The organism is Streptomyces sp. NPDC032721 (assembly GCF_055579625.1).
This window is the reverse complement of record NZ_JBVIMX010000051.1, coordinates 1-13,032: the sequence shown is the minus strand read 5'-3', so window position 1 is coordinate 13,032 and position 13,032 is coordinate 1. Positions and strand designations below refer to the sequence as shown.

General features: G+C 67.1%; 9 protein-coding genes and 2 pseudogenes. 7 read left to right on the top strand and 4 right to left on the bottom strand.

Going from position 1 to position 13,032, the window contains the following annotated elements:
* The 3 genes and pseudogenes from ACZ5PB_RS43100 to ACZ5PB_RS43090 form a co-directional block, all read right to left on the bottom strand.
* A pseudogene (locus tag ACZ5PB_RS43100) lies at positions 1-121 on the bottom strand (IS5/IS1182 family transposase); the annotation flags it as partial.
* Between the two features lie 169 nt (positions 122-290).
* Positions 291-1,495 (bottom strand): IS3 family transposase gene (locus ACZ5PB_RS43095; protein ID WP_468699175.1). Its coding sequence is split into 2 segments (ribosomal slippage): positions 291-1,204 and positions 1,204-1,495, totalling 1,206 coding nucleotides; the frame shifts between segments, so codons are not numbered across the junction.
* Between the two features lie 50 nt (positions 1,496-1,545).
* Entirely contained in the window at positions 1,546-1,821 is a 276-nt protein-coding gene (locus ACZ5PB_RS43090; RefSeq protein WP_468699174.1) for a hypothetical protein, read from the bottom strand.
* Positions 1,822-1,992: 171 nt separating this feature from the next.
* On the opposite strand from ACZ5PB_RS43090, the gene ACZ5PB_RS43085 reads away from it, so the two are divergent.
* The 3 genes from ACZ5PB_RS43085 to ACZ5PB_RS43075 are packed head-to-tail and all read left to right on the top strand — an operon-like array spanning position 1,993 to position 3,175.
* Entirely contained in the window at positions 1,993-2,385 is a 393-nt protein-coding gene (locus tag ACZ5PB_RS43085; RefSeq protein WP_468699172.1) for a hypothetical protein, read from the top strand.
* A 2-nt stretch (positions 2,386-2,387) separates the two neighbouring features.
* Entirely contained in the window at positions 2,388-2,531 is a 144-nt protein-coding gene (locus ACZ5PB_RS43080; RefSeq protein WP_468699171.1) for a hypothetical protein, read from the top strand.
* Between the two features lie 41 nt (positions 2,532-2,572).
* Positions 2,573-3,175: a 3'-5' exonuclease gene (locus ACZ5PB_RS43075; protein ID WP_468699169.1), complete on the top strand. Its 603-nt coding sequence runs from the start codon at positions 2,573-2,575 to the stop codon at positions 3,173-3,175.
* Positions 3,176-4,068: 893 nt separating this feature from the next.
* Here ACZ5PB_RS43075 and ACZ5PB_RS43070 read toward each other — a convergent pair.
* Positions 4,069-4,455, bottom strand: a complete 387-nt coding sequence (locus ACZ5PB_RS43070) for a cyclic-phosphate processing receiver domain-containing protein (protein WP_468699168.1) — start codon at positions 4,453-4,455, stop codon at positions 4,069-4,071.
* Between the two features lie 315 nt (positions 4,456-4,770).
* Here ACZ5PB_RS43070 and ACZ5PB_RS43065 point away from each other — a divergent pair.
* The 4 genes and pseudogenes from ACZ5PB_RS43065 to ACZ5PB_RS43050 all read left to right on the top strand — a co-directional run.
* A pseudogene (locus ACZ5PB_RS43065) lies at positions 4,771-5,479 on the top strand (DUF2637 domain-containing protein); the annotation flags it as partial.
* A 1,270-nt stretch (positions 5,480-6,749) separates the two neighbouring features.
* Positions 6,750-7,835 carry an IS110 family RNA-guided transposase gene (locus ACZ5PB_RS43060; protein WP_468699167.1) on the top strand — a complete coding sequence of 362 codons (1,086 nt, stop codon included), beginning with the start codon at positions 6,750-6,752 and terminating at the stop codon, positions 7,833-7,835.
* A 744-nt stretch (positions 7,836-8,579) separates the two neighbouring features.
* Positions 8,580-8,951, top strand: coding sequence for a hypothetical protein (locus ACZ5PB_RS43055; protein ID WP_468699165.1), 372 nt, complete (start codon positions 8,580-8,582; stop codon positions 8,949-8,951).
* Entirely contained in the window at positions 8,948-12,907 is a 3,960-nt protein-coding gene (locus ACZ5PB_RS43050) for an nSTAND1 domain-containing NTPase (protein WP_468699163.1), read from the top strand. Before ACZ5PB_RS43055 ends, ACZ5PB_RS43050 begins: the two co-directional genes overlap by 4 nt.
* Positions 12,908-13,032 lie beyond the last annotated feature (125 nt).

The following is a 13,032-nucleotide window of genomic DNA, read 5'->3' as shown; positions in this document are numbered from 1 at the left end:
CGCCGCCGGGACCGTTGCCGCCGCGTTCGCGTACTGCCTTCACCAGCTTCACGAACCGGTCCATCCGCAGCCCGGTGAAGGTCTCCACCCACAACACCTCAGCCCGCAACACCCCACGCATACACGGGAGATGCCCGCTAAGGGAGCTTGTGCAACAACTTTTAGTCAAGACGGGCACTGGGGAATGTGCACGCTATCTAGAAGTGGCAGAACTTGGTACTAGCATCCCAGTCCATGCAGTCGGTTGCCACGTACGCGAACGGGCCTTGACCCCGAATCCTGGACACGGGTTATGCGGCTGGTGCCAGCGTAGTTGGTGTGAGGTGGAAGGCGTTTTCGAAGGCGATCGGTGATCGTTGTCCGAGGCGGGAGTGTCGGCGCCGGGTGTTGTAGCGGTGGAGCCATCTGAAGGCGTCGAGTCGGGCTTCGCGCGCGGTGGGCCAGCTCTTTCGTCCCTGCAGGATCTCGCGTTTGAAGGTTGCGTTGAAGGACTCGGCGAGTGCGTTGTCCGCGCTGGACCCGACCGCGCTCATGCTTCGTCGAACCCCTGCTGACCTGCAGGCATCGGCGAAAGCTCTGCTCGTGTACTGGGCTCCGTGGTCGGTGTGCATGATCGATCCGGCGAGGCTGCCGCGGGTGCGGACGGCTGCGGCCAGGGCATCGGTCACGAGATCCACGCGCATGTGGTCGGCGATCGCCCAGCCGGCCAGACGGCGCGATGCGAGGTCGATGACGGTCGCCAGGTAGCAGAACTTCCCGCCGTCGATAGGCAGGTAGGTGATGTCGCCGACGTACTTCGTGTTCGGCTCGATGGCAGTGAAGTCGCGGCCGAGCAGGTCCGCAGTCTTGGCCGCAGCCGGATCGGGGACGGTGGTGCGGGGCCGGCGGCGCAACCGAACCCCTTCGATCCCGGACGCCCGCATGATCCTGGCGACCCTCTTGTGGTTGACCGTCTCACCGTTCGTCTCGCGGAGCTCGGCGGTGACTCTCGGGGCTCCGTAGGTGCCGTCCGATTCCTGGTGCACCGCCCGTATCCGGGCGGCCAGCCTCGCGTCGGCCGCCTGCCGGGCGGCTCGGGCCTCGCCTGTCCGGCGCCAGTAGTAGAAGCTCGAGCGGCTAACGCCGAGGATGCTGCAGAGCCGCTTCACGCCGTAGCGGCGGTGGAGGTCGGCGACACACTGGAAGCGGTTCACCAGCGCGTCTCCCCGGCGAAATACTTCGCCGCCTTCCGCAGGATCTCGCGTTCCTCCTCAAGCTCACGGACCTTCTTCCGCAAAGCCGCGTTGTCCGCCTCCAGCGGGGCCGGCGGCTGGACCGCTTCCTGCGTCCGGCGTCCCCGCGGGCGGCTTACTCCTGCAGCCCTCACCCAGTTCCGCAGAGTCTCCGGGTTGATCCCCAGATCGGCGGCGACCGACCTGATCGTCGCATCGGGCCGCGACTCGTACAGCGCGACCGCGTCCGCCTTGAACTCCGGCGGGTAATTCTTCATGACCACGAGATGTCCGTTCTCAGATCCTCAGGATCCAGTGTCTCGTGTGTCCAACATCAGGGGTCAAGGCCCAACTTCCTTACCCAACGCTTCGTGTACTTGTCGCGAAGGCTGAAGTGCATTCGCTGATTTACCTGAAACCACCACCGAGGCTTCATGGCGCAGTTATTTGAAGCCCACTGATGACGAAGGGGCATGTTTCCAGTGGAAGACCATGTCCAGTGCTGGTTGTAGCCGTGGACGTTGACCATGTCGTAGGAGCTGCCCTGGAAATCACAGGCCATTATCTGGTAGTGCCGCTCGGCGGCCTGTGCCGGTGCTGCGAACGTCATTGGGAGAAGTGAAAGCGACGCAGTGACTGCCGTGAGCCCGACTGCTGGGTTGATTTGGGTCAACCGTTGCAGTAGACGGATAAACTTACGCAGTAGTGGCAGCCTTGACGTGGGTTGGTCTGCTCTCTTCGCCCGATTGGCTTGTCAGGAGGGCGGTTTAGGCTCGATGGCATGGACGCGATCACTGAGTCCGACGGCCGCCGTGTGCGGATCACGTCGGAAGGACCGCGGGGGGCCATCGAAATAGACGGCACCGACGTGTCGAAGGCCGTCTCCGCCTACTTACTCCATCACGAGGCTGGTCGAGATCCGGAACTGGTTCTCCGGATCTCCCCGGCTCGACATCACGGCTTCGACGGGTATGCGCGCGTCGTCGTCGGTACACCGCCTGACCCCGGGCCCGCCGCAGCCGCGTTCCTCGCGGCGATCGACCCGGCGCTGCTGGAACGTACGGCGCTTGCCCGGCACGACCTCATGGTGGGTGGGCCGCACGAAGGGACGCGGGCCATGCTGGCGGTTCTTCAGGAGTGGGCGCGTGGTGACTTCCAGGTCGAGGAGGGGTGAGGGTGGCGTCACGGCTCAACCCGCACCCGAACGCTCACCCTTCGGCGGGTGCCTTCTCGAACGCCTCGCAGATCGCCGCCCAGTTCGACGCGCGGGCGGCTACGGTACTGCCGCAGGTGACGGGCGTGGCGGCGCACTCACCCTGACCCTACGCCTGCCGTGACACGGAACCTGGATACTCCTCAGCATGGACTACGCCCTCTGGCCCGCGCTCCACGTTGTCGATGTGGAGGGCAACGGCACCCACCCGCCTGATCTGGTCGAGGTGGCCGTCCTTCCCGTACGGACCGGGCGGCCCGACACGAGCACAGCGGGGACGTGGCTGATCCAACCACCGCGCCCCGTCACCCCGTTCGCAGCCCGCGTCCACGGCCTCACCAACGAGCGGCTGACACGCGAACCAGGCTGGGAGCAAATCGCAGAACAGGTGTACGCGCTGCTCGGCACCGCCTGGATCTGCGCACACAACGCCCACGTCGACTACCGGGCGCTCTCCGCGCACCTGCCCCACTGGCAGCCGGCCGGAGTCCTCGACACCCTCCGGCTCGCCAAGGCCACCTACCCCAACCTCGGCAAGTACAGCCTCGATGCCCTGCTCGACCACGTCCGCCCGGACCTGAGCGCGGCACCCGCACACCGCCACCGCGCCGCCTACGACGCGTACGCCACGGCACAGCTCCTGTTCGCCATGGCCAGCCGGTATGACACCTGGGAGCAGCTTGCCGCCGCGGCCGTGCCGCCCGGCCTGCCCGGCGCCCCCGAACCTGAAGAGGGCCTGACCCTGTGGTGACCCGTCAACTGACTGGTAGGACCCCGTTGCCCGTGCCTGTGAACGGCTGGTGGCAGGTCGCGCACTGGGCGCTTTCCAGAGCGGCCTGCGCGACGCGGCCGACGCCCTTGGGGCCGAGGAGGGCGCGTATGTCAGCGCTCACGTGCAGGTTAGGCACGAGAGGTCTCCTGCTCGCGGAGTTTAGGGAGCGCGATTTCATGAGCACTGCCTCCTGCGGAAACACCGGAATCCGCATCCGGTGGTGCGACCCGCCCTCTGCCCGGCGGCGAATCGACCGACTGCCCCGCGCCGTAGGCTACTTCACGCTGGAACCCTTCACGGACGATGACGTGCGCACCTACTCGACCTGTGCCGGTTCCGTCGATGACATACGTCCGGCTGATCGGCATGGACCGACACGGGTCAACCTCGTCACTCACCAGGGTGTCGCTCGGGACGCGCGACTCCTGCTCCGGGCTCGATGGGCGCATGGGGTACGGCTATACGCCGAGCCCCCCCCGCCACGGCTGCGACCCCGAAATCCACAGGTCGACGGTGTGGATGACGTGTCCGTCGGGTCCGGTGGTGGCGGTGCCCAGGTCGAGGCCGGCGGCAGAGGTGAAGCGCAAGGGTGCCCCGGTGACCGGGGTGCCGTCGGCAGTGACCAGGCGGGCGGTCAGGCCAGGCGGAACGGGGCTCGGGCGCGGGGACGACCTCTTCGAGGCGGGTGGTGTGTGAGCCGATGGGCGCGGCGACCGTGATAGCGACTGCCTGGCCCGGCAGGGAAGAGCGCCGGGCGGCGTCGGGGTCGTCGAACTGGTCGGCGCGTGCGGCGCGTACGTTGCTAGAGCCGGAACACACCGTGCTGCCGTCGGGGGACACGGCAACCGGCATGCGAGGCGACGTCGGGTTCCTCAAGCCGTCGCCCGTCGGACGTTGTAGCGCCAGTGGGAGAGCGACCGGACCACGGTCTCAGCGCCAATGGGGTTTGCACTGTGAACGAAGACCGTTCCGATGTGGAACGGCCGGTCGTTGAAGGCTGCTTCTTCCAATAGGGACACCACAGGCAAGATGGTGTCGTCACCGCCGAGATCATGGTCGAGCCAGAGCTCGTCGATGAGGATGCCGCGGTGCTCGTGCAGGAGCTGGATGCCTTCACTGCTGGTGCGGGCAATCCGCGTGGCCCTGGGCAGCGGCCGGAGGTCGTCAATGCCGAGGATGACGGGCGTGTGTGCGGGCGGGTCTTCTTTCACTGGGCCATCATCGCGGTCACTGGGGTGAAAGCGGTTCTCGTCGTCCAATGACCTCTGCGAGTGGGATTCCCGTGCGGGCAGCAACGATGCGCCGCGCCCGCAGCTGAGCGCGAGTGCGAGGGCGAAATCTGGGGTCCCGGACGCAGCCGCAGGGCTCCCGGCCTTCGTAGCGCAGGCCCGCATTCAACACTGCGGCCACGACCGACCAGCCCCTGCACACAGTGGTGTTGAAGTCCGGGCCCGCCGAGGCTTGATCCTTCCAACTCGTTGGGTGGAGAAGGGACCTCGTGACAGGGTGGGTGGATCTTCGCTGCCGTGCGTCCGGCGCGGCAGTATCTACTCGACAGGGACGAGGTCGCGTCAGTGAGTGCCCCGCAACTGACACGCACGCACCGGATACTGATCGGTGTGGTGGTCGCGGGTGCCGTGATCATCGCGGGCATCGGTTTCGCGGGTTCGTACGCGGCGGTGCGCGAGCTGGCGCTGGAGAAGGGCTTCGGCAATTTCTCGTACGTCTTCCCGATCGGCATCGACGCGGGCATCTGTGTGCTGCTCGCGCTGGACCTGCTGCTGACCTGGATGCGGATCCCGTTCCCGCTGCTGAGGCAGACGGCGTGGCTGCTGACGGCGGCGACGATCGCGTTCAACGGCGCGGCGTCCTGGCCCGACCCGCTGGGCGTCGGCATGCACGCGGTGATCCCGGTGCTGTTCGTGGTGTCGGTGGAGGCGGCCCGGCATGCCATCGGCCGGATCGCGGACATCACCGCCGACAAGCACATGGAGGGCGTGCGGCTGACCCGCTGGCTGCTGTCCCCGGTCCCGACGTTCAAGCTGTGGCGGCGGATGAAGCTGTGGGAGCTGCGTATCGTACGAGCAGGTCATCAAGCTGGAGCAGGACCGGCTGATCTACCGGGCCCGGCTCCAGGCCAGGTACGGGCGGGCGTGGAAGCGCAAGGCCCCGGTCGAGGCACTGATGCCGCTGCGGCTCGCGAAGATCGGCGTGCCGCTGGCGGACACGGCGGCGGTGGGCCTGGCGGCGGCGGGCATCGAACCAGCCCTGCTGCCGCCGTTGCACGACGAGCAGCCCGCACCCCTCGTCTCTCTGACCAAGACCACCACCCCTGCGCTGACCACGGGCCAGAACCTGTACCAGGCCGCGGCGCCCGCCGATGACAGCACCCCTGCGGCCGTACCGGACGAAGGTCGGGAGACCGGTCACACCCGTCCCGACGCCGACCTCACCGAAGAGCCGGTGCGCACCACCGACCTCGACGCTGTGCACGGGGCGGACCTGACGGAGGAGGAGCTGGCCGACTCGTACTACGGGGCCTACCTGGAATGCGCGCGCCTGCTGGGCGGCTTTCCGAGCACGTCGCAGTTCGCCGCGTTCCTGGCCGAGACCTACAACATCGTCGACGCTGACGGACGGGTGGTCGCCGAGGAGGCCCTGGAGCCGGTCATGGCCGCCGTGCGTGCGACGGCCGACGAACAGGCAGACACCGAGCCACCGGCCGCCCCGGCCACCGGCGCGGCCACACAGCGGTCGGCGGACCTGGCGGGGGAGGGGCCAGCGGCCACGGGGGAGCACCCCTTCTTCGGCGGGGCCGCACCAATGGCCACAGTGGCCACGCAGGCGGCCAACCCGGCGGTGGCCACAGTGGCCGACAACTCGGCAGCGGCCACAGTGGTCACGCCAACGGACAACGCGACGGTGGCCACTGGGCAGCAGGCGCCTGTGCAGGAAGCGTTCGCACCGTTCGTCCTCGCCCAGAACTCGCCGGGCCCCACAGAACAGACAAGCGCGCTAGCCGGTGGCCACGCGGAAGCGATCGACACCGGCGAGGCGACAGCCCGGCTCCCCGAGCACCAGGACGACGAGGAGCCGGTGGCCACGTCCAAGAACGACCAGGTTCGCCTGGTCGCCCGGTGGCTGGAGGAAGCCGAGGACACCGGCACCGAGCTCAAGGGCACCGACGTTGCCCGGCGCCTGGAACTCACACCCCGCACCGCGCGGCGGCGTCTGGCTGAGGCACAGGAGTTCCGGTCGCAACAACAGCGCAGTACTGGCCGCGGCCACCTGCGGCCGGTTGCCGACCAAGCCTGACGCCCCAACCGGCTACCGACTGGCCCTGGGCGGGAAGAACCACAATGGTGCTGCGACAGGAAGCCGCAGAGACAGAGCAGGATGGCGGCTACTCCCGCCCCCTGTAGACCGTATGAAGCATCCAAAACCGTGGCCGCCGTCGGTTCTGAACGCTGATGTTCTGGGGAGAGGTTGACTTCCGTTGGCCTCCGGCCGACACGGTGGAGCGGGTACAGCCGCATACACCGGGAGGCACCGGATGTTCTCCGAGCGCACGTCGGTCGGTCTGGATGTTCATGCCCGTTCTACGACGGCCTGGGCACTGGACGGTGAGACGGGCGAGATCTTCAGCAAGCGTCTCGATGCCGAGACGCACAACGTGATGGTGTGGGTGGCCGGGCTGCCCCAGCCGACCGCCGTCGCCTACGAGGCCGGACCGACCGGATTCGTGCTGGCCCGGGCTCTGGACGAGGTCGGCATCCGCTGTGTGGTGGCAGCCCCGTCGAAGATGGAGCGGCCGGCCGGCGACCGGATCAAAACAGATAAGCGGGACGCAAAGCGGCTGGCCAAGCTGCTGCGGATGGACGAACTCCCGGCGGTGCGGGTGCCGACGCCCTCCGAGGAGACCGCCCGCGATCTGGTGCGGGGCCGGGACGATGTCCGCCGCGACCTGGCCCGCGCCCGCAACCGGATCTCCAAGCTGCTGCTGCGGCAGGGCCGGGTCTGGCGCGGCGGGACGGGCTGGACCTGCCTGCACCACGAGTGGCTGTCCAAGCAGCGGTTCGACGGCCCGGACACCCAGTTCACCTTCGATGAAGGGATGGACGAGGTTCTCACCCTGGAGGCGATGCGTGACCGCTTCGACCAGCGCATCGGTGCTGCGGCTGCCCGCCCCGAATGGGCTCCGGTGGTGCACCGACTGGCCTGCCTGCGCGGCGTCAGCACGCTGACCGCATTCGCTCTGGCCGTCGAGGTCGGTGACTGGCACCGGTTCACCGGCGCGACGATCGGCGCCTACCTCGGGCTGGTGCCCAGCGAGCACTCCTCGGGCCCCAACCGTTGCCAGGGGCCGATCACCACGACCGGCAATACGCACGCACGGCGGCTCCTGGTGGAGGCGTCGTGGCAGCACTACCGGCCCTACCGCGGGCCGGGGGCGAGCTTGCGCCGCCGGATGGAACTGGCGCCCGCGCCGGTGCGACAGCGGGCCGATCTCGGCAACCGGCGGCTCCACCACCGGTGGCAAGCCTTTCTCGACCGGAAGAAGAACACCAACGTCGCGGCCGTGGCCGTCGCCCGCGAACTGGCGGGCTGGTGCTGGAGCCTGGCGATGATGGAGGACTGACCCCACGGGGTCCACAGAACGGCCGGCGGGAGACCGGAACGTGTCAGCGCGAGGGACGATGCCCGCGGAACCTATGAGCAGCCCCTGGCGGGCCACGCTCGGTTGTAGACCGGAGGCCCTGTCCCCGACGAACACCCGGTCATGCGGTAACCAACCCGCGGATATCAGGCTGACCGCGCGTCGTCGCACGACACGCACCCCGGCCTCCCGCCGGTCCCACAGCACCACCCCCGGCCCGCTTAGCGAGCCCAACTCCCCCTGCCCACTTGACAAAACGACCTACATATCAGGTTCCACGTCTCGATGCGCAATGGATCTCGTGACCAGCGTCGACGCTGAAGGCGGTTCCTCGTCTGACCACGGCGCCCCCGCGGAATTGCGCACCCCTGGCCGACCGGCCGACTGCACATCGAGCCCGGAATCTCGCGTTTCCGCAGGAACCAGGGCTGCCGATCGGCTTCGACCGTGAGCAGTTCAAAGAGGGGCTTCTCCCGCGTCAGTCGGCGCCGGCCAGTCCGCCGAAGGTGTGGCAGATCGACATCTCCGATATTGGTCATTTCTCGCCCTCAGCGGTCGCGTATCGTCCCGCATCGCTCTCCAATGGTCCGCTCGAATCCCCCAGCGAAGAACTGAGTTCGGAAGCTGCCCTTCAGGAGCGTTCCCGCGTACCGTGGAAGGCCGGACACGGTGAGGGGTGCCATGGATCCGATTGCGGTGGCGGCTGGGACGGCTCTAATCGGCGCGATGGCCACGGACGCCTGGCAGCAGGCCCGTATGCGGGTGGTCGAGTGGTGGCGCACAGTGCGACCGGACGAGGCCGAGTCTATCTACGGGGAGCTTGCAAACGCGCATACTCAAGTGCTCGTGGCGCGCGAGGAAGACGACGAGGATCGCGAGCAAGACCTGGTTACGGACTGGCAAATGCGGTTGCAGTTGCTGCTGCGTGCCGAACCGGCCCTTGCGGAGCAGCTCCGAGGGCTCCTGGACGACTACCTCACTCCCGTTCTCTCGGCGCAGGAGCAGCACGTGGTGACCTCACAGGTGATGAAAGCTACTGCCTCCGGTCACGGCCGTGTGTACCAAAGCGGACGCGACCAGACCATCACTGAGCGATGACGCACGCGGGTGGTCCCGCTGAGGACGACCCACAGGCCCGGCTGCAAGCGACGGCAGCGGACCAGGCGCGTATCTATCAGGCCGCGCGGGATCAGAACATTGCCGAGCGGGATCTCCACGTCCACCTTGAGGACGGCACGCACCGGCTGCGCCAGGCAACGGCGGGTAGTTCCGACGCGCTGTGCCCGTATCCGGGGCTCGCCCCGTTCAGCTCCGGACAGTCCCGCTGGTTCTTCGGGCGCGCGGAACTTACCTCACAGCTGCTTTCCCGCCTCGACGAACGACGGGACAGAGGCGGCTTGCTCGTTGTCGTCGCTCCCTCCGGGGCGGGGAAGTCTTCACTGCTGCACGCGGGATTGCTGGCCAGCGTCGCGCAGGGCCGGTTGCCGTTGGCCGGCTCGGCCGATTGGCCGCGTCTGTCGTTCACCCCCACCAGCACACCGTTGGACACGCTAGCGGCAGAATTAGCCCGCGTTCTTGGCATCAGCGCGCAGAGCCTGAGTGAGGCTGTGCGTGATGGAGCGATGGCTTGTACGACGCTGGCGCGTGGAGCGTTGCGAAACAGTGCTGACGGCCACGGTGTCGGGGAGCCGTCCGAGCGACGAGTAATCGTCGTGGTCGACCAGTTCGAGGAGCTGTTTACGCTATGCAAGAGCGAGTCGCAACAGCACACCTTCCTCGACGTACTGTCCGCATTGTCCGCTCCTGGGCCCGGCGGTGAAGCGCCAGTCGCACTGACCGTGTGCGGGCTTCGGTCGGACTTCTACACCCCCTGCGCCGACTTCCCACAGCTCAGGTCGGCCCTGCAGGAGGCACAGGTTCTCGTTGGACCGCTGTCGCGGGACGGAGCGCGGGAGGCGATCATCTTCCCCGCCAGGGCCGCTGGCCTTGAGATCGAACCGGGTTTGGTGGAGGTCCTCCTCCAAGACCTCGGCAGTCCCCCGACCGCGGACACGGTCCCGCGCATCGGTGCGCGTCTCGCGGACCGCGTCGGCGCCCAGGAGGCGGGGCGATTGCCGCTGCTGGCTCACGCACTCCGTATGACCTGGCAGGCCCGGCACGGCCACACCCTCACGGTGGATGGTTACCGCTCAACGGGCGGTATCCCCCGCGCGTTAGCGAACACCGCAGAACAGTTCTTCGCTGCCTTGGGCTCGGACGGACAGGCTGCGGCACGTCTTGTATTCCTCCGCCTGGTCAAGATCGGGGACGGTGTGGACGACACCCGGCGCCGTGTCGCCCCCACCGATCTGGCCGAGGGCATCGCCCATGCAGCCAACGTCATCGACGCCTTCACCCAGGGGCGGCTGCTCACGGTGGAACAGGACAGCGTCGAGATCACCCACGAAGTGCTGCTGCGAGCCTGGCCCCGGTTGCGCACATGGATCGAGGCCGATCGTGCCGGTCTACTCATCCAGCAGGACCTCGAGGAGGATGCCGCGGTCTGGAAGCGCGACGGGTGCGATACCGGGCTGCTGTACCGCGGAGTGAAGCTGGAACAAGTGCGCGCTTGGCGGGCCACCGCCGACCACGAACAGGTCAGCCCTACAGCAAGTACCTTTCTCAGCGCGGCCGTGCAGCACCAACGGCGCGCCGCGCGCGTCCGGCGCACGATGATTGCTCTGTTGACCGTCTTGGCGCTTATCGCCTCTACCGCTGCCGTCGTCGCATTCCACCAGCGGTCCCAGGCACGGACCGAACGGGACATGGCTGTCTTCCAGCAACTCATGGCGGAAGCCGACCGGCTGCGGCTCTCACAGCCGTCCGAGGCCGCGCAGCTCGATCTCGCGGCGTATGGCCACCGGCCGAATGGTCACGACAATGCCGTCCTCACCAGCCGACTAGTCACAGACGCCAGCACCCCGCAGGCCATTAAGTTGACAGGTACGTCCGAGCCGATCAATGCGGTGGCCTTCTCACCCAATGGGAAGCTGCTCGTCAGTGCGTGCTCGGACGGCACGGTACGTCTGTGGAGCCTCGCCCCCGCGCCTCGCACGCGGCAATTGGAGCCGCTGCGCACTGGGGACAAGTGGGTTCGTGACGTTAGTTTTAGCTCTGACGGTCGCATGCTTGCCACGGGCGGCGACGACGGGTTGCGCCTGTGGGACATGGACGATCCCGCCAACCCCACCCTGATCAGCAGCCCTCTGCGTGCATACGCGCACCGCATCACGGCGTTCAGCCCGTCCGTGTATACCGTGGCCTTCAGCCCGTCGGGCCGCACTCTCGTCGCGGCCGGCGTTGAGGGACTATGGGTATGGGACATCACTCGTCCGACAGATCCCCGGCCGCTCCGGCGTCCTCCGCCCGACTCCGCATTCGTTCATGCCGCGGTCTTCAGCCCAGACGGCAGCACACTGGCCACATCCGAGGGCCTGGGCGGCACCCTTTCGCTGTGGGAAACGGCCGACCAGCGTCCTCCGAAAGTCGTTGGCAAACCGTTCAAGCAGCCGTACGAGAGGCCATATGACGAGCACAAGAATGGCTCCGTGTCGCTTGCTTTCAGTCCCAACGGCAAAACGCTAGCTAGCGCAGATCAGGATGTGCGGTTGTGGGACGTCACCACCCGCACTCGCCCGAAGTTGCGTCCCAAGAGCCTGGTGGGCCATGACGATGCTGTAAAACAGGTCGCTTTCAGCCCGGACGGGACCATGCTGGCTAGCGTGGGCGGCGATGCCATGGTGCAGCTGTGGAATGGCACGGACATCGACGCCCCCACCCCTTATACACCACCACTTACCGGACATAACCAGCATCACACGGTCTGGGACGTGCAGTTCAGCGCGGACGGTCGGCAGATGGCGAGCGGCAGCAACAACGGGGAAGTTCTCCTGTGGCGGTTGCCTGACGGGCTGCTTCCAGGGCGTGCTGGCCAGGTCGCCTCACTGGCCAGCCATCCCACGCAAGACGTAGTGGCCAGCGCGACCTGGGACGGCAAGGTGCGCCTGTGGGACACCTCAACCGCTACGAAGACGCGACAGATCAGCGCCCCGCTCATAGACCCCAGGCGGGACAAGAACGGCAATAACAGCGCGTCGCCATTCGAGTACCACCACGTCACGTTCAGTCCGGACGGACGTCTCCTGGCTGCTGGGGGAGGCGGCACACCGCGCGGCGGCGTGCGGCTATGGGATACCACGCACCTTAGTCACCCTCAACCACTGGGTACGATCACCGCCTACAGCAAGCTTTCGAACCTGCTCTCCGTGTCCTTCAGCCCCGACCGCAAGACTCTGGCCGTGGCGGAAGAAGAACGCATGGCTCTCTATGACATCTCTCGCCCCGGCCGCCCCACGCCATTAGGGAAGCCTCTCATCGGTCCGATTGACGTCTTGAAGGCGAATCACGAAGACAGGGTGCACGCGCTGTCCTTCAGCCCTGATGGCCGCCTTCTCGCGGCCATCGATCCTTCCTTCCTGCGGCTGTGGGACGTCACCAACCCTGCGCGACCTCATGAACTCACAAAGGTGCGCGTGGGGAAGGCTGGCCTCACTGACCTCCAATTCTTGCCCAAGGGTCGCACCCTGGTGACAGCGGACTTCGATGGCAGCATCCGTTTGTGGAACGTGAGCCACCCGAACCGACTCACCCCGATTGGGAAACCCCTGACCGGCCACGACGATGGCGTCCGCGCCATGGCCGTAGCACGCGATGGCCGTGCGCTCGCCAGCGCCAGCGACGACCAGAAGATCCGGCTATGGGACTTGTCCTCACTCAACCGCCCCGAGCCTCTCGGCCAGGCCCTGACGGGACACACTCGTCCAGTCACATCGCTGGCCATCAACTCCGACGCACGCGTCCTGGTCAGCTCTGGCGACGATGGGACCACACGCCTGTGGCCTATGAAAGCTGACGACGCGGTCCGCCAGCTCTGCCAGACCACGGGCAATTCACTTACCCCCGCAGAGTGGAACCGCCGTCTACCGACCTTGCCCTATCGCGATAGCTGCCCGTAAATCCTACTGGGCGAAACGAGAACCCGACTAAGACCGTGTCCTACATGGCCAGTTTGAGGAGCCGTTTGTAGCAGCAGAGGGCGGCGGCAAGTCCGAGAAACGCCAGGTAGTTGCCTGGTTGGCGT